This is a genomic window from Foliimonas ilicis (genome assembly GCF_039939195.1).
Classification (GTDB): domain Bacteria; phylum Pseudomonadota; class Alphaproteobacteria; order Rhizobiales; family Rhizobiaceae; genus Foliimonas; species Foliimonas ilicis.
In genome coordinates this window covers 294,865-312,700 of the sequence record NZ_JBDUUH010000005.1, presented here as the reverse complement: position 1 = coordinate 312,700, position 17,836 = coordinate 294,865, and the positions used below count along the sequence as shown (strand labels likewise).

15 protein-coding genes are annotated in these 17,836 nt (G+C 59.3%); 7 read left to right on the top strand and 8 right to left on the bottom strand.

From position 1 onward, the window contains the following. From ABFT80_RS13780 to ABFT80_RS13745, 8 genes are all read right to left on the bottom strand, one after another. Entirely contained in the window at nucleotides 1–873 is an 873-nt protein-coding gene (locus ABFT80_RS13780) for an ABC transporter permease (RefSeq protein WP_347972498.1), read from the bottom strand. 58 nt (nucleotides 874–931) lie between these two features. Continuing rightward, nucleotides 932–1,942 carry an ABC transporter substrate-binding protein gene (locus ABFT80_RS13775; RefSeq protein WP_347972497.1) on the bottom strand — a complete coding sequence of 337 codons (1,011 nt, stop codon included), beginning with the start codon at nucleotides 1,940–1,942 and terminating at the stop codon, nucleotides 932–934. Between the two features lie 103 nt (nucleotides 1,943–2,045). Then, nucleotides 2,046–3,512 (bottom strand): aldehyde dehydrogenase, encoded by a 1,467-nt coding sequence (locus ABFT80_RS13770; protein ID WP_347972496.1) that lies wholly within the window; start codon nucleotides 3,510–3,512, stop codon nucleotides 2,046–2,048. A gap of 5 nt (nucleotides 3,513–3,517) precedes the next feature. Further along, nucleotides 3,518–4,558 (bottom strand): LLM class flavin-dependent oxidoreductase, encoded by a 1,041-nt coding sequence (locus ABFT80_RS13765; RefSeq protein ID WP_347972495.1) that lies wholly within the window; start codon nucleotides 4,556–4,558, stop codon nucleotides 3,518–3,520. Further along, complete coding sequence (locus ABFT80_RS13760; protein ID WP_347972494.1) at nucleotides 4,555–5,490, bottom strand: flavin reductase family protein; 936 nt, start codon at nucleotides 5,488–5,490, stop codon at nucleotides 4,555–4,557. Before ABFT80_RS13760 ends, ABFT80_RS13765 begins: the two co-directional genes overlap by 4 nt. Further along, nucleotides 5,487–6,320, bottom strand: coding sequence for an alpha/beta fold hydrolase (locus tag ABFT80_RS13755; RefSeq protein WP_347972493.1), 834 nt, complete (start codon nucleotides 6,318–6,320; stop codon nucleotides 5,487–5,489). The genes ABFT80_RS13760 and ABFT80_RS13755 overlap by 4 nt, the downstream gene beginning before the upstream one ends. 11 nt (nucleotides 6,321–6,331) lie before the next feature. Beyond that, nucleotides 6,332–6,934 carry an amino acid synthesis family protein gene (locus ABFT80_RS13750; protein WP_347972492.1) on the bottom strand — a complete coding sequence of 201 codons (603 nt, stop codon included), beginning with the start codon at nucleotides 6,932–6,934 and terminating at the stop codon, nucleotides 6,332–6,334. 159 nt (nucleotides 6,935–7,093) lie between these two features. Beyond that, complete coding sequence (locus ABFT80_RS13745; RefSeq protein WP_347972491.1) at nucleotides 7,094–7,786, bottom strand: GntR family transcriptional regulator; 693 nt, start codon at nucleotides 7,784–7,786, stop codon at nucleotides 7,094–7,096. A gap of 349 nt (nucleotides 7,787–8,135) precedes the next feature. Between ABFT80_RS13745 and ABFT80_RS13740 the strand changes: the two genes are divergently transcribed. From ABFT80_RS13740 to ABFT80_RS13710, 7 genes are all read left to right on the top strand, one after another. Beyond that, nucleotides 8,136–9,116: an AraC-like ligand-binding domain-containing protein gene (locus ABFT80_RS13740; RefSeq protein ID WP_347972490.1), complete on the top strand. Its 981-nt coding sequence runs from the start codon at nucleotides 8,136–8,138 to the stop codon at nucleotides 9,114–9,116. A gap of 112 nt (nucleotides 9,117–9,228) precedes the next feature. Next, nucleotides 9,229–11,256: a hydantoinase/oxoprolinase family protein gene (locus ABFT80_RS13735; protein ID WP_347972489.1), complete on the top strand. Its 2,028-nt coding sequence runs from the start codon at nucleotides 9,229–9,231 to the stop codon at nucleotides 11,254–11,256. A gap of 3 nt (nucleotides 11,257–11,259) precedes the next feature. Further along, nucleotides 11,260–13,227 (top strand): hydantoinase B/oxoprolinase family protein, encoded by a 1,968-nt coding sequence (locus tag ABFT80_RS13730; protein WP_347972488.1) that lies wholly within the window; start codon nucleotides 11,260–11,262, stop codon nucleotides 13,225–13,227. 171 nt (nucleotides 13,228–13,398) lie between these two features. After that, nucleotides 13,399–14,253 carry an FAD binding domain-containing protein gene (locus tag ABFT80_RS13725; RefSeq protein ID WP_347972487.1) on the top strand — a complete coding sequence of 285 codons (855 nt, stop codon included), beginning with the start codon at nucleotides 13,399–13,401 and terminating at the stop codon, nucleotides 14,251–14,253. Further along, complete coding sequence (locus ABFT80_RS13720) at nucleotides 14,250–14,747, top strand: (2Fe-2S)-binding protein (RefSeq protein ID WP_347972486.1); 498 nt, start codon at nucleotides 14,250–14,252, stop codon at nucleotides 14,745–14,747. Before ABFT80_RS13725 ends, ABFT80_RS13720 begins: the two co-directional genes overlap by 4 nt. Then, entirely contained in the window at nucleotides 14,740–17,088 is a 2,349-nt protein-coding gene (locus tag ABFT80_RS13715; RefSeq protein ID WP_347972485.1) for a xanthine dehydrogenase family protein molybdopterin-binding subunit, read from the top strand. The genes ABFT80_RS13720 and ABFT80_RS13715 overlap by 8 nt, the downstream gene beginning before the upstream one ends. A 12-nt stretch (nucleotides 17,089–17,100) precedes the next feature. After that, nucleotides 17,101–17,820 carry a LamB/YcsF family protein gene (locus tag ABFT80_RS13710; RefSeq protein ID WP_347972484.1) on the top strand — a complete coding sequence of 240 codons (720 nt, stop codon included), beginning with the start codon at nucleotides 17,101–17,103 and terminating at the stop codon, nucleotides 17,818–17,820. Nucleotides 17,821–17,836 lie beyond the last annotated feature (16 nt).

Below are 17,836 nucleotides of genomic sequence, written 5' to 3'. Positions count from 1 at the left end.
TCAGCGCCCCCCGGCTGCGGCTGCACCGAACAGGCGAAGCTGCAGCGCGTAGAGCGCAAGGGTCACGACCAGCAGTACGAACGCCGCGGCACCACCCAGGCCCCAATTGACGAGCGACTGAATAAGCTGCGCGATAAGCTCGGCAAGCATCATATTCGAGGTTCCGCCTAGCAGAGCTGGCGTCACGAAATAGCCCAGCGACATGACAAAGACCATCAAGGCACCGGCGACCATACCTGGAGCTGCCAGCGGAATGAGAATGCGCGTGAGCGCCTGCCAGCGTGTCGCGCCGCATAAGGCGGCGGCTTGCAAAATTGCCGGGTCGATTTTGCGGATCACGCCATAAAGCGGAATGACGATGAAAGGCAGCATGATGTAGGTCATGCCGATCGTGACGCCGGTCAGATTGTTCACCAATGGCAATGGCGTATCGATAATGCCGAGCCCCATCAGCGTCTTGTTGATGACCCCGGTGCGCTGCAAAAGCACCATCCATGCATAGGTCCGCGCGAGCAGATTGGTCCACATGGACAGGAGAAGAATGGCGAACACAATGGAGGCCGTTGGCCGCGGCATGATCGCCAGCGCCCACGCCACCGGAAAACCGATCAGCAGCGAGACGATGGTCACCAGAGCCGATACCACGAAAGTATTGTAGAGGATCTTCAAATAGGTCGAACTGCCAAGCAACTCGACATAATTACCCAGTCCCGGAGCGGGTTCGAGCACGCTCCTGGCAAGAAGCGCTGCAACAGGCAAAACGAAAAAGACGATAACGACGAACAGCGCCGGAAGCGTTGCCCCGAAGGCGCCAAATCGAAAACCATTTTTCGTTTGTTTTGGAATGCTTGTGTTTTCGGTCAGCGAAACCATGCCGCGCCCTTTCCGGAGAAGTGGCGCGGGAAACCTGTGTTTCCCGCGCAAGCTGGAATTACTGCGCCTGCCAGGAGTACCAGCGGCTGCCGATCTCGTCGCGATGCTCGGCCCAGTAGTTCATATCGGCATCGACCTGAGTGGCCTTCTGCTGATCGGGAAGCGTTTTTGCAATTTCCGGGTCCATCTTCGCCGGAGAGTCGAGATTGGTCGGTGCATAGCCAGTACCCACCGCCATCGCTGCCTGCGCTTCGGGCGATGTAGCATAAGCGATGAATTTCATCGCGGCGTCCTTGTTGGGAGCACCTTTCGGTACGACCAGCACATCAGCAGCCGTAATGTTCTGCTCCCACGACGTTTCGACCGTCACCCCCGTCTCGGCCAGCGCGGTCAGGCGGCCATTCCAGAACGAACCGAACGAGGCTTCCGCCGAAGCCAGCAATTGCTGAGATTGCGCGCCGCCGGACCACCAGATGATGTCGGACTTGATGGTGTCGAGCTTTTTGAACGCACGGTCGAGATCGAGCGGATAGAGCTTATCCGGAGCCACGCCGTCGGCGAGCAGAGCGGCTTCGATCACGCCGGGTGCCGACCATTTGTAGAAAGTGCGTTTGCCGGGAAATTTCTGCGTGTCGAAAAGGTCAGCCCAGGTCTTGGGGCATTCCGCCACCGCGTCCTTGTTGCAGCCGATGACGAATGAATAATAAAAACTGCCGACCGAATAGTCCGTGACGAAACGCGGATCGAGCTTGCTCTTGTCGATCACGGAGAAGTCGAGCTTTTCAAGAAGGCCGTTCTTTCCGGCCTGAACCGCATAGTCGCCCTCAACATCTACGACATCCCAGTTCACGCGGCCTGCATCGACCATGGCTTTGATCTTGCCATAGTCGGTTGGCCCGTCCTGAACGACGTTGATGCCTTCCTTTTCAGCGAATTTATCGGCCCATTCGGCCTTCTGCACATCCTGGGTGGTGCCGCCCCAACTCGTAAAAACCATATCCGCGGCAATCGCCTGCCCCGATACACCGAATGCGGCTGCCAGCGCTGCGGCAATAAGTGTGCCTTTCATAGTCGTTCCTCCCGTTTAAACATTGTTGGTCGTTCATAAAATTGGCGGCGGTGATCCTCCTCGAATAACCGCCGGCTCGTTCGTCACGTTCGAGCCATCCGCATCACCTCATCACGAAAGGATCGGGAATCGGATCATCGGAGGTTCGAAGCCAAACGGTCTTCGTGCGCGTGTAATCGAGCGCGGCGGCAAGTCCGCCCTCGCGACCGTCACCCGAAAGGCCGAAACCGCCGAATGGCGCGATCGGCGATACAGCCCGGTAGGTATTGACCCAGACGATGCCTGCCCGGATTGCCTTCATCAGCCGGTGCGCACGCGTCAGATTCTGGGTGAATACGCCCGATGCGAGCCCAAAGACCGTATCGTTGGCCAGCGCGATTGCCTCGGCTTCCGTCTTGAAGGAAACGACCGAAAGAACCGGGCCGAAGAACTCCTTCTCCATCGAAGGAGAGCGAATACCATCGCAATCCAGTATCGTGGGGCGATAAAAATAGCCCTTGCCCTCCAGGGCATCACCGCCAGTGACAATGCGCGCGCCCGCTTCGACCGAGGCGGCGACGAGCGCCTGTATGTGCTTGCGCTGCCGGTCGGTCGCCAACGGACCGACTTCCGTCTCTCGATCGAGAGGCGAGCCGATGCGGATTGCTTCCGCCTTCGTCTTCAGAATTTCGAGAAAACGGTCCTTGACGCTGCTTTCTATTATCAACCGCGAACCGGCAACGCAGCTTTGGCCAGTCGCCGCGAAGATGCCCGCGACCTGCGCGTTGGCAGCACTTTCAAGGTCAGCGTCGGCAAACACGATAATCGGCGATTTCCCGCCGAGTTCAAGCGATGTCGATGCCAAGTTTTCAGCGGAATTGCGGACGATATGGCGCGCCGTCTCTGGTCCGCCGGTGAACGCGATATGAGCCACCTTCGAATGCGTGGTCAGCGCATTGCCGCATGTCTGGCCAAAGCCGGTAAGGACATTGACGACGCCTGCCGGAAACCCTGCCTCATGAAACAGCCGGGCGAACTCAAGCAGCGGTGCGGGGCCATCTTCCGAGGCCTTGACTACGACGGTGCAGCCAGCAGCCAGTGCAGGCCCGATCTTCACCGCGGCTAGAAAAAGCTGGCTGTTCCATGGCACGATCGCCGCGACAACACCGACAGGCTCGCGTCGCAGCCAGACTTCCATGTCGGGCTTATCTATCGGCAGGTATGCGCCTTCTATCTTGTCGGCCAGACCGGCATAATAGCGATAATAATCTGCGACATAGGCAATCTGTGCACTGGTTTCGCGGATGATCTTGCCTGTATCGCGCGTTTCAAGTTCGGCGAGCTTTTGCGCGTTTTCGGCAACCAGATCGGCAAGCCTGTACAACAGCTTTCCGCGTTGGGTGGCCGTCAGCTTCGACCAGGCATCATCTGAATAAAGCGCCCGATGCGCGGCCTGAACAGCCCGGTCAACATCGCCTTCCCGGCTTTCCGGCATCTCGGCCCAAATCTCGCCGGTCGCCGGATCGATACTTGAGAAGCGCGCTTCACCGTTGTCGAAATGGCCATCAATATAGCACTGAAAGCTGCGCATTCGCCCTACTCCGCAAATGCCGGCATGACGTCGGAAATGAAGCGCTCGAGCGAGGCTTTCTTCCGCTCGAAACTCATACCGGTGTCGATCCAGAACGAATATTCGTCGTAGCCCATCGTCTCGTAGGTCTTCAGGCGCGAGATAACCTCATCGGCATTTCCAACGACATTGTTCTTGCGCATCGCGTCGCCCGAAAGCATCGCATTTTCGGCAATGTCGGCCTCGGGAATGCGCTCGATCAGACCTTGATGGATGGGCTTCTCGTTTTTGAACCAGGCGAAGAAGTAATTGTAGTAGACGCTCATCTCATGGGCTGCGCGGGCAATGTCCGCCTCGTCGGAACCGACATAGGTATGGCGCAGAAGCATGATCTTCGGGCGCTTCTTCTCCACATGTTTGGAACATGCGTCGTTGAAACGCGACATCAGAGTTTCGACTTCCTCATCACCCTGCCAGAGCGGCGTGACCTGCACGTTGCAATCATTGGCGACGGCGAACTCATGGGAATTGGGATCGCGCGCTGCCACCCAGATCGGCGGGTACGGATCTTGCAACGGTTTCGGCGCGGAGGTGGTCGATGGAAACTTGTAGAACTCGCCATTATGGGCGTAGTCGCCCGCCCATATGCCTTTTATCGCGGGGATCAATTCGCGCATTCGCTGACCCGCGCCCCATGCGTCCAGTCCGGGCAGCAAGCGCTCGTACTCAAAAGCATAGGCACCACGCGCGATGCCGATATCCAAGCGTCCATCACAGATAAGATCGGCCATCGCAGCTTCGCCAGCGAGCTTGATCGGATGCCAGAAAGGCGCGATCACCGTGCCCGTGCCGAGCCTTACGTTTTTCGTGCGGCGGGCAAGATCGGCGATGGTGACAAAGGGATTGGGCGCGATGGTGAAATCCATGCCGTGATGTTCGCCGGTCCAGATCGCGTGCATCCCACCCTTGTCGGCGATTTCACAAAGGGTAACGAACTCGTCATAGAGCGTCTTGTGGTTCTGAGACGCATCGAGACGTTCCATATGGGCGAAAAGGGAAAATTTCATAAGGCAGCGCCCCTCGTGGAAATCGAATGAACCTTGCCGGACATGTCGTCACCGAAATAGACGCCGAAATTTCCGATCGAGCTTTCCAGACCGAACCTGTTGAGGATGTCAGCCGTCGCCGATGTCGTAAGTTTTGATGCGGGAACATCTTCAGGCTTCATGAAGTGCCCGCTCCTTGGCTCGCCGTCTCCAGCAACGGCGCGATATATGATGTGTTGAAGCCCGTCACCCTTGCCTTCGTAGACGGAATAGAGAAAGCCCACGGCGACCGGCAATCCGGTCAGATCCTGAAGGTATTTCTGCAGAGCTTCCGTTGGATTGCCGTCCTCGATCTGACATGCAGGCAAGGAAAGCTTGTCATCACCAACCAGGAAAACCTCGCCCTGGCGCTCAAGCACGGCACCCAGTTCGATATTGCCTTCTGCGGCAGCCGAAACCGCCTTTCCGGTGAGTGTGGGAATGAAATAGCCGCCGCGTGCATAACCCAAGCCGTTCAGACCGGCATTGGCGAACGCCTCGACACGTCCGAGCAGGATGACGTGATCGCCCGCCTCGATCACCTCCTCCATCGAACATTCGAACCACGCGGCTACCTTGCTGAAAACCGGCGAACCATCTGGCGCATCGGACCAATCCACGGCGGCGAACCTGTCCTCGACCGGTCTTGCAAACGTATTCGACACGTCCTTCTGCGTTTCAGACAGAATGTTTATCGCAAATCTCGGCGCTTCGGTCATCGTTGCAAAATTGCGCGATGTTTTGGCCAGACATACCAGCAGCAATGGCGGATCGAGCGAAACGGAGGTGAAAGAATTGGCCGTAAATCCGACGGGGCTTCCTTCCCCGTCACGCGTCGTCACAACCGTCACGCCCGTAGGAAATGCACCAAACGCATCACGCAAGGCTCGCGGGTCTATCGCCGCTTTTGTCATGCCGGCTCCTCCCGGATTCTCAGCCATTGGATCATCAGTTCGTTGACGGTTTCCGGCGCAGTCAGATTGACCATGTGCCTCTGGCCCTCGACAATGCACGCCCAACCATTAGGCGCAGCCGCAGCCATCTCTTTAGCCATCAGCGGCGTCGAGTTCGGGTCGTCCGAGCCGGTCAGGAAAAGTGCCGGTGCGGTCACATCCGGCCAGCGATCCGCATAGGTTTTGTCGCCATTGGCGAAGGCAGAGTAAGCGGTCGCATAGCCTTCCGGGTCGACCGAACCCAGCCATTCACGGGTCAGCTCGCGGGCAACGACACTGTGCGCATCATCGCCGAACCAACGCTCGAGCGGCCCCTCCGTATCGACGCCTTTTACAGGAATAGCAGCCGCACGCGCCAGGACTGCGGCCTTTGCCGCCGGGTCGCGCCGATAGACCCCGTTGAGATAGGCAATGCGAGCAATGCGATCGCCCATAGTGGCAGCAGCACCACCGGCGATCAGGGCGCCCATCGAATGGCCCGCGACATTGGCCTTTTCAATATTCAGATCATCGAGAAAAACGGAAAACCAGCTTACGAAATCTTCAAGACGGCTGCCGGTGGGGAGTTTTTTGCTTTCACCATGCCCCGGCATATCGACCGCAATGACGCGGTTTTTCGAAGACAGCGAAGCGATTTGAGGCCCCCACGCCTCCAATCGCATACCCACCCCATGAATGAGTATGAGCGGCTCCCCGAAACCGGATTCGAAGTAAGCTGTTCCGCTGGCCGTCAAGCGACGGTCAGGCTTGAAGCCCCCACTTTCCACAATCTTGATTTCGCCTGCATGCATAGCGAAAGCCTTTACACGCCGGCCGGATTGGAAACGTTCAGGCCGAGATCCTCAAGGTCCTGATAGCGGTCGCCGATACGGTGATGCGGCCTGCCGCCGACTGAAGCGCCGAGCGCCACGACGATCTCATCCGCCGCAGGTGCATCTGGAATGGCAGTCTGTATCGTCAGATAATGAGAGCGGCGGCCTTCATCATTCTTGTCCATGAGCGGGATCATGATCGGCGCATTCGCCGGACCGCGCGTATTACAGAATGCCAGATAGGATTTCGCGCCGACCGCCGTGCGATAATGATTTCCGAAACGCAGCGTGTGGATCAGCGCTGAAGCATGCTCGATCTCACCGTCAAGGCCGACGACAGCCGATTTCCCATAGGCTTCGACCTGTGCGCCTGAGCCAACCGCGTCGATGATCATTTTGGTGAGCAGTTCACCCAGAACCGGTGCCGCGGCATGAATTTCCGGCTTCAGGTTTTCAACGAAACCCCGTCCTGCCCAAGGATTCTTGACCACGGCAAATGCGGAGAAAAGCTTCAAGGGCGCTGGCACCTGACGCCCGCCTTCGATCAATGTGGTCTCGACCTGAAGCAATGTCTTGCGGATTTGGATCGTCATAATCGCTCACTCTTTGTACATTTCATATTATGGTATGCCATAATATTGCAGAGTCAAGCGCCGGATTTGCGACAGCCATTAGGCAGCGCATTTTTTGATACCAAGCCGCCGCCTCGCGGATTAATCAGCGTGTCGAAATTTTAGCCGGGAGATTGAAGATCAGGGCTTCTGGTCTTCGGAAAGCAGGGATTCAGCGATTGTGGCGGCCCTCGTCACATGGTCGATAGCGGCCTTATGCGCTGCGGCCCCATCGCCAGCACGAATTGCATCGACTATGCGCTGCATCTGCGCCGGCCCTTCCACATCGCGGTTCTCGGTTTTGATCGTCATGGAACGCAAATGGTTTATGCGCACGGTAAGCAGGCTGACGACACCCCATGCGACCTTGCGGCCTACACTGCCAAAGAGGGTCTGATAGAAAGCTGTCGTATTCTGGAGAACCGCTGCCATGTCTTTTGCCCGGTAGCCGGCACGTATATTCTGAAGCAGGGCTTCCAAGGCGTCGGCAGTCCCGGAATTTTTTTGTTCGGCGCAGAGGCGCGCGGCCATTCCTTCAAGCGCACCGCGGATTTCATAAATCTGTTTGGCTTCGTCCCAATTGAGTGTGGCCACGATCGGTCCCTTGTTCGCCAGATTGGCGACAAGACCTTCCGATTCGAGATGGCGAAGCACCTCTCTTACTATGGTGCGGCTGACACCGAGTTGCCCGCAAAGATCGCGCTCCACGAGGCGATCTCCCGGTCGAAAATAACCGTTCAGAATAGCTTCGCGCATTTTGTCCAGCGTCAGTTCGCGAAGGGTTTTCGCAGGGCGTTCAACCTTGATCGCTTCTCCAGACAAATTGATACTCATCCGTCACACCTTTCGAAACACCCCGCCCCGGGAAGACACTATGGCATACGGTATTACGGCATGCCAATAGCCGCGCCGCCGTATCAAACTTCAGCATTGCGTTCAGATCATCGACGCTGATGCTGATCACCCAAATTTCCGGTCGCATATAAATTCCGCTTGCCGCTTTTCAGGGCTGCCGCACACGCTGATCTGAGTTTTCAGTCCGACGATTCAAGCGTCTTGGCGTTCGCGTACCAGACTTACTAGCAACATAAATTTATTCGTTTTTGAACAATACGCGCCGTCGATTTCCTGTACTCTGCAAAAAACACCGGGAAAACCGGGGACCAAATAGAAAGGTCGGGGAATGAAATACGTCGTCGATACGATCGGCGGCCCCACGGGCGGAGACGCCTGGCAGGCCGCAGTGACCGAAGCTTATTTTCCGCTCGACACGGAATATCAAAATCGTCGAGAATTTTCCGGGTCGCTCGAAATCTTCTCGCTAGGCCCCGTCAGCGTTTCGAAAATGCGCTGCAACGCCGTCAGCTATCGCCGGCACCGCCGCCATTTCCTCAACGAACGCGATGCAAGTCTTCTTATCACCATTCCGGAAATGTCGGAGGTGAATTTCTCACAAGGGTCGCGCACCGTGAAATGCGCGCCGGGCGGCTTCCTCCTCGAACGCGGCGATGCCCCTTACGAATTCTGGCACGGCAAGCCGAACGCGCTTTGGGTTCTCAAGGTGCCATCGTCGAGCGTGCGGGCGCGGATAGGATCGGCCGAGCGGCTCAGCGCACTCAGCTTCGATGCCACACAAGGCGTGGCCGCGCTCTTTATCGATACGGTCCGCACCACGATCGGCCATGCCGACAATATCGGTGAAGCCGCATGCGAGATGGCGGGCCGGCACATTCTGGAAATGTTGTGCCTGTCTATCGTCAGCGATGACCGCGTGCTCGACAGCAGCATCTCGCCGATCCGGGCTGGTCATCTACACCGTGCCGAGCAGTATATCCGCGACAATCTGAAGAGTTTCGATCTTGGACCACAGGCCGTGGCAGATGCCTGCGGAATTTCCCTGCGCTATCTGCAGGGACTTTTCCAGGACAGCAACAAATCGATCAACGGCTTTATCCGGGATAATCGCCTTGACCGCTGCGCGGAGGAATTGATGCTGTTGACCAACTCCAGCAGCATCGCCGAAATCGCCTATCGCTGGGGTTTTGCCGACCAGTCGCAATTCTGCAAGCACTACCGGTCGCGTTTCGGTTGCGCGCCCACCGATACCCGCCGTGAGGCGGCCATCCGGGCAGGACGCCCGTCGACCTTACGCGGACGACACTAAAGCGCGCGGCATCTTAGCCGCTTTCCCGATCGAATTTTATTAACGCCGTTCCCGCCGGGGCGGCGACTGACGGGTCATGCCCGAAACATTTCAAGCCTGCGAAGGAAACATTATGAGCAGAACCAGAGTTGCCGTAGATGTCGGGGGAACCTTTACCGACATTTGCATCATGGACGAAGACAGCGGCGCGATCCGCATCGAAAAGACCGCGTCCACCCCCGACGATCCTATGCAGGCAATCATGAATGGTGTGGAACAAGGCCGCATCGACCTGTCGGAGGTGACGATGTTCTCGCATGGCACCACGGTCGCGACCAATGCGCTGATTACCCGCCGCCTGCCGCGCACCGCCATGGTCTGCACCGAAGGGTTTCGTGACGTCGTCGAAATCCGCCGTGCCAACAAGGAAGACCTCTGGGACACCTACAAGGACGTCGCCAAACCATACATCCCGCGTCGCGATCGGCTGACCGTTCGGGAACGGATCGATGCGGAAGGTACGATCCTCGAAACGCTGAACGAGGCAGACGCCCGCCGTGCGGCCGACGTGCTGAAAAAGCGCGAGGTCAAGTCCATCGCCGTCTGCTTCATGAACTCTTACGTCAACGGCGCCAACGAACGCCGCATGCGCGATATCCTCAAGGAAGTCATGCCCGACGTGCCGGTCTCGGTCTCGTCCGAGGTGATGCCGGAAATCTTTGAGCACGAACGCTTTTCTACCACAATGGCGAACGCCGTCTGCGCGCCGGTCGTGGTCGATTATGTCTCGCGTTTGGGCGAAAAGCTTGCCGCTGCAGGTTACAAGCGCGACCTGCTGCTGCTCCATTCGGGCGGCGGCGTCATGACACCCGCAAGCGTCAAGGATTTTTCCGCCCGGCTTGCCGGGTCGGGCATTGCCGCAGGCGCGATCGCCAGCCGCTTCATCGGTAATCTCTGCGGTTTCCCCAACTCGATCGGCTTCGATATGGGCGGCACGAGCACCGACGTTTCACTCGCCTGGAACGGCGAATCGCGCATTACGAAGGACTGGTACATCGAATATGGTTACCCGATCCGCTTCCCCTCGATCGAGGTGCTGACGATCGGTGCGGGCGGCGGGTCACTCGCCTGGCAGGACGAAGGCGGCAGCCTGCGCAATGGACCACAATCGGCCGGTGCCTATCCTGGCCCCGCCTGTTACAAGAACGGCAACCGCACGGCCACGAACACCGACGCCAACGTCATGCTTGGCCGTCTCGGCACCAGCCTTGCCGGTGGCAAAATCACGCTTGACCCTGCCCTCGCGACGGAGGCCGTGCAGGAAACCGTGGCAACTCCTTTCGGCATGGAACCGCACAAGGCAGCCGAGGCGATCATCGCCGTGGCCAACGCCAATATGGCCAATGCTGTCCGACTGCTTTCCATCAGCCGCGGCTATGATCCGCGCGACTTCGCGCTCGTCGCCTTCGGCGGTGCTGGTGCCTTGCATGGCGCTGCAGTTGCCAAGGAACTGTCGATCCCGACCGTAATCGTTCCGCTCAATCCGGGCGTCACCTCCGCGCTTGGCTGTCTTCTCGTCGACGTGCAGCACGATTTCTCGGAAAGCTTCATGGCCGACGCTTCAACCGTTTCACCTGCCGAGATGCAGAAGGCCTTCGTCCGAATGGAGGAACAGGCCGTCGAGCGCCTTGCCCATGAGGGCGTGGCGCAGGAAGACATGGCGCTGCAGCGCACGGTCGAGATGATGTATCAGGGCCAGTGGCGTTCGCTTGCCGTCTCTGCGCCCGCGCAGATCGACAGCATCTGCTCTCTGATCGAGGCATTCCACAACGAGCACGAGCGCGAGTTCAACTACCGTCGCGAAGAAGCGCCCGTCTCCATCTTCCGCATTGCAGTGAAGGCGGTTGGCATTGTTCCGAAAGCCGAGATACCGAAATACGACGTTTCGCCTCACAAGCCCGAACCGGTTGGGCGCCGCAGCGTCTGGTTTGACGGCGTTGCCCATGATGCCGCGGTCTATGAGCGTGAGCGGCTGAGCGCGGGCGCGGCCTTTGCCGGTCCCGCAATCGTCGAACAGTTCGATTCCACCACAGTGGTTCCGCCGGGAATGAGTGCGACCGTCGACGGTTTCCTCAACATCCTCATTGGAACGAAAGGCTGAGACATGACAAAGATGGTTGAACCCTCCGCCGGCCTCGATCCGGTAACTTTCGAGGTTTTGAAGAACTCCTTCATCACCACCGTCGATCAGATGGCCGAGCAGATGCTGCGTACCTGCTACTCCTTCGTCATCTACAATCGCGACTTTTCCAATGCCCTGCACGATGCCGACGGAAATTCGGTCGCCCAGGGCAATTACGACATCGCGGTCCATGTCGGCACGCTGCACAACACCTGCAAGGACGTCATCCGCGTCTTCGAAGGCGACATGGCGCCCGGCGACGTTTATGCCATCAACGATCCTTATGCCGGCGGAACGCATTTCAACGACGTTCGGCTCGTCCGGCCGATTTTCGACGAGGACAAGCTGATCGGCTTTTCGCAGTCGAACGGTCATTGGTCGGATCTCGGTGGCTCCGTGCCCGGTTCTTTCGACGTTACGGCCCGCGACATGTTCCGTGAAGGCCTGCGGATCACGCCGATACGCCTTTTTCAACGCGGTCGCTTCTGCTCCGACGTGGCAAACATGATCGCCGCCAATACGCGCGATCCGGCATCGATCATCGGGGACATCCATTCCCAGGCGCAGGCAACACAGGCGGCCGAGCGCGAACTGCTGAGGCTCGTCAAGAAATACGGGCGCGATCAGGTAACGCGTGGCATGGAGGAGGTACAGGACTACGTCGAACGTGCCGTGCGAAAGCGTCTGGCCGAATTGCCCGACGGCACCTGGGAGACGGTCGACTACATCGACCGGGATCTCGGCGCCGGCGAAGGAATGATCCCGATCCGAATCAAAATGACGATCAAGGGCGACACGATCCACTACGACTTCACCGGAAGCCATTCGACCATTGCCTCGATGTACAATTCCGCGCCGGGCGCGACCTTCTCGGCGGTGGTCGCTGGCATGAAGACCTTTTTCCCTGATCTTCCGCTCAACAGCGGATTTTATCGCATGATCGAGGTGACCGCGCCGAAGAACAGCGTGGTTAGCGCGGAATGGCCTGTCGCGGTGACCGGGTTCCTGATGCCATTCGAGAAGATCATGAACGCGATCTTCGAAATGTGGTCCAAAATCATGCCCGAACGCGCCATCGCCTGCGCTTTCAACCTCGAATATCTGCTGGCGGGCGGTCGCGATGCACGCAAACCCGAAAAGCCGATCTTCATGTTCTACGAATGGCTGCCCGGCGGCTGGGGCGGACGCAATGGCAAGGATGGTGCCGACGTCACCACCGCCTGCTTCGGCACGGGCCTCATGTCGCAGCCGAACGAGGGCAACGAGCGGGTGAACCCGACACGGACCACGGAGTTCCAGATCAAGCAGGATTCGGCAGGCCCCGGCAAATGGCGTGGCGGCGTCGGCGTGCAGAAGACCTCCGTGCTGCTCGAAGCGGAGAATGCCGTCATGTCCTATATCTGCGACCGCGAGCGCGCCGTGGTCTGGGGCGTCGAAGGCGGCCTGCCTTCCATGCCGCACGGCCTAACGCTCAAGCGGGCCGGAGAAGACACGGCGACATGGCTCGGCTCCGTGTTCTCCGACCATGCCGTTCATACCGGCGATGAGTTCGCACGGCCAACGGCTGGCGGTGGCGGCTTCGGCGATCCCCTGGAGCGCGATCCCGCCAAAGTGATGGAGGACGTCATCGACGATTACGTTTCTCTGGAACGCGCAAAAACCGACTATGGCGTAGTGATCCTCGAAATCGACCGCGATCTTTGCCAATATGAAATCGACGCAGCGGCCACCGAAGCCTGTCGTGCCGACATTCGGGCAACCCGCAAGGATCGAGCGCGGATGGATCCAGCCGAGGTCGCACGCAAATACCTGTCCGGCGAGATAAATACCCTTGATGTGGTTCGGCACTATGCCGTGATCCTGGACTGGGAGACGGGCGAAGTCCTCCCAAAAACCACGGCGCAGTTCCGCGAAAGTTATGAAAAGCGCACTGTCGCCCACTGGGGCTGACCCTCTGGCGAAGGGCGAGCGCCGCGAAATCATGCGGGCGCTCGCCATCAACTGGAATTATCTGTTTTTTTGATATCACATTCCAAGAACTACTATTTCACAAGATCCCAAAGCTGGAGCAACAATGCTGCAGTGCCACAAGAAGATGGCAGTTTCCGAGGGGTAACAAAAATGGCGCAAAGCCTGGAACGATCATTCACCGTGGCCAGCAGTATTGACGAAGCATTGGTCGCCCGCCAGCAGGGCGCGGCAGTGCTTGCAGGCGGCACATGGATGATGCGCGATCTCCGGCGCGGGGTCGGTCTTCCCGAGGCGGTCGTCACGCTCCACCGGATTCCGACCTTATCCAAGGCCGAAATCGACCCGGACCATGCCGTTATCGGTGCTGCGGTTACTCACGCGGTCCTTGGCCGCATGTTGCGAGGGCTTGCAGGTTTCGAGGCTCTGGTTGCAGCAGCCGAGGGCGCAGCCAACCCCGGCATCCGCAGGGTTGCGACCGTTGGCGGCAACCTCTGTACCTTGGATTTTGCTGCCGCAGACCTCGCCCCTGCCCTTCTTGTCTGCGAAGCAATGGTGGAGATAGAGACTATCGAAGGCCCGAAGCTCATCGGCATTTCGGACTTCCTGAGAGACCGGCCGACTTTACTGACTGATGCGATCCTGACAAAGATTCATCTGCGCCGCGACCTGATCGCAAGCGCCCATATCCGACTGCCGCTTCGCAAGGCTGGTGACTACCCGGTTGCAATCGTCTCTGTCGCGCTAGGTAACGACAAACGGTTTCGTATCGCGGTCGGCTCGGTGGAACAGGTAGCGCGGCGCTGGACCGCACTGGAAGAAGCAGTGGCTGCCGAGCCGAATGGTTTTCCGCCCAATCCTGCGCACGTTGCCGAGCTGGCATCGGAACACAACGACTTTCACGGGCGCGACGGCACGGACGCTGAGGGTTGGTATCGGCGTCAGGTTCTTCCGGTACTGGTCAAGCGCGGCATGGCCGCACTTCTCAAGACAGAGGATCTGGCATGACGGTGACATTCCGGCTGAATGGCGAAGACTATCGCTTTCGCAACGATCCTATGACACCGCTCGTCGACATATTGCGGCAGGAACGCTTCCTGACGGGCACGAAGGCTGTCTGCCGCGAAGGCTTTTGTGGCGCCTGCACGGTCCATGTCGATGGCGAGGCCGTGCCTTCCTGCCTGAAGCCGGTCGGTCTCGTGGACGGATGTGAAGTCACCACTATCGAAGGGTTGAGTTCCGGCAACGAAGCATTGCATCCGCTTCAGGCCGCATTCGAGGCGGCGGATGCCGTGCAATGCGGCATGTGTTTTCCGGGAATGGTCATGAGCCTTTCAGCCTTCATGCGCGACAATCCCGGCGCGGGCCGTCCTGAAATCAGATCCGCCATGGTCGGTAACATCTGCCGCTGCACCGGTTACGAGCGGATCATCGATACAGTCGTCGACTGTCTCGACAAGCATCGCAAAACCACTGAGACGGCAGGGGTCATCAATGTCTGAGCTGTCTGCCACTGTGATGAATCTTCCCCGCCGCGATGCGCAGGACAAGCTGCGCGGAAGGACAAAGTACACCAACGACCGTGTTCGCCCCGACATGCTGCACGCCGTGCTTTTGCGCTCGACGGTGGCGGCAGGACGTATCCGGCGGCTCGACGTTTCGGCGGCACACGACTGTCCCGGCGTCCGCGCGGTAGCGACCGGAGCCGACGCACCCGGTCTCTACGGCATCGGCATTGCCGACCATCCGCTGCTTGCCATCGATACGATCCGCTATCACGGCGAACCCATCGCCGTCGTCGCAGCCGAGACGGAAGAGCAGGCGCGAGCAGCCCTTGCGGCAATCGTGCTGGAGGTCGAACCGCTAGCACCGGTGTTCACCATGACCGAAGCGCTGCACCCGGACACTCGGCTCGTTCACGAAGACTGGCGCAACTATGAAATAATCACCGAAGGCGGCGCTCGTGCCGGTAACATTGCCTGGGAAGCCAAATCCTCTCGTGGCGACGTCGATGCTGCCTTCGCCCGTCCCGACGTTCGGATCATCGAGAGCAGCTTCATCGTCGGGCGCCAAAGCCACATCCCCTTCGAGCCGCGCGTTGCCATCGGCTCCTGGGAAGACGGACGCGCTCACATCCAGACTTCAACGCAAGTGCCCTGGACGGTTCGCAATGTTACCGGAAAGGTCATGCAGCTTCCGCCTGGCCGCGTGCGGGTCACGGTGCCGCCTGTCGGCGGCGGCTTCGGCTTGAAATTCGATGCCTCCATCGAGCCGATCACTGCACTTCTGGCGAGGATGACGGGGCGCACGGTGGTGCTGGAAAACAGCAGACAGGAAGAAATGGCCACCTGCCTCTGCCGCGAAAATGCGGAAATCCGTATCCGTTCAGCAATCACCGCCGCGGGAGAAATCGTCGGACGCGAGGCAGTCGTTCTGATGGATTGCGGGGCCTATGGCGGCGAACAGGTCTTTCTGACCACGATGACCGCGCACACGCTGGGCGGCAATTACAGGGTCGGCGCAACCCGGCTTGTCAGCCGCGCCATCTACACCAACACCCCGCCCAATGGTGCTTTTCGTGCCTGCAACGGTGTCTACAACACGTTTGCGCTGGAGCGGCATACCGACGAAATCTGTGATGCCCTTGGCATCGATCCGATGGAGTTCCGCAAGAAAAACGTCCTCCAAGACGGCGATCTCGGCGCCACCGGTCAGGTCTTCGAGGCCGACGTTCTGGGTCCGATGCTTGATCGCATGGAGACCTTGCGGGCAAAGACCGGCACCTCGGAGGCCAAGGCCGACGGTAGGCTCTACGGTACTGCCACGACTGTCGGCACATGGTTCGTCTTCGTTGGGCCATCGGCTGCGACGGTGAACCTGAACGCCGACGGCAGCGCGACATTGGTAACGTCAGGCGTCGAGATCGGCTCAGGCACGATGATGCAGTCCCTGCCGCAGATCGTAGCGGGACAGCTTGGCATGACGCCAGACCAGGTGATCGTGCGCGAGGCCGATACCGACGCCGCCGGCCTCGATGTGGGCGTTGGCGGTGGCCGCACCACAGTATCCATTGGTGCGGCCAGCGTCGCCGCCTGCGCCGAAGTCCGCGAGAAGCTGCTTCGGAACGCTGGTGAGATGCTGCAGGTCCGGCCGGACGATTTGATACTGCATAATGGACGGGTGGAAATCTCGGGGCGTCCCGGCTCTGGCGTGGCGATTCCTGCTGTCGTTGCCCATGCGCAGGCCACCACCGGTCCGATATCCGGCAGCGGAGCGTTCACGGCCAAGAACACTCCGGCAATGTCCGGCTGCGCCATGGGCCATTTCATCGATGCACTCGATATCCCGGTCTTCGTCGTTCACGAGGCGGAAGTGGCGGTCGATCCCGACACAGGTCATGTCGAGGTGCTGGCTTATCGCGTTGTGCAGGATGTCGGACGCGCGCTCAACCCGCGTGCCATCATGGGCCAGATACAGGGCGGTGTCGTGCAAGGGTTGGGCTACGCCTTGCACGAAGAGGTGACGATCACAGCCGACGGGCGCATCGCCCAAGACAATTTCGAGACCTATCGCCTGCCGTTGGCTGGCGACGTGGTTCCGGTCGTTGCCGACCTCTATGAAGGTGCTCCATCAATGGGACCGCTCGGCACCAAGGGTGCGGGCGAGGTACCGATCCTGGCGGTAGGTGCAGCGATCGCTTGCGCGGTGGCACGCGCCATAGGCAAGCCGGTGCGACAGTTGCCGCTGACGCCGCCACGCGTACTTCGGCTGCTCCATGAGCGCGAACAACAGCCAGAATTCCCGCACATCGCCCCCCGCTGGGCAGCAAACACATTAGGCTGAGGTACGCAAACGATGGTCACCCTGAACTGCGACATGGGGGAAAGTTACGGCAATTGGCGATTCGGCGACGATGCAGGCATCATGCCGCATATCGACTGCGCCAATATCGCCTGCGGCTTTCACGCATCCGACCCGTGGACGATGCTGAAGACGGTCCGGCTGGCGCTGTCGTATGGCAAGAAAGTCGGTGCGCACCCTTCCCTCCCGGATCGCGAGGGGTTTGGCCGGCGCGAAATGAAACTGCAACCGGAAGAACTGACTGCGGCCTTCCTATACCAGATCGGCGCTCTGACCGGGATGCTGGTGGCCGAGGGCGGCCAGCTCAGCCATGTGAAACCGCATGGCATCGTCTACGGCATGGCCGCGCGCGACATGGACACCGCCAGGGCCATTGCCGCAGCCGTCAAGCCGTTCGGCGTACCGCTTTTCGGCATGGCGGGAACCTGTCACGAGACAGCAGCCAGCGAACTCGGCGTGGAATTCGTCGGTGAATTCTTCCCCGACCTCACCTATGCGCCGGATGGCAGCCTGATCATCCCTCGCGTCCAGTCGGCCATCGATTTGCCGCTTGCCGAAGAGCGTATGGCGCAAGCGCTTACCCGCAACGAACTGGTGACGACGGATGGCACGATCCGCCCGATATCCTTCGGCACCGTCTGCATTCACTCCGATCCGCCCAACGCACGCGATGTCGCCGCGCTGATGCGACGGGTCATAGACTCGCATTCCTGAGATACATCATTTCCCC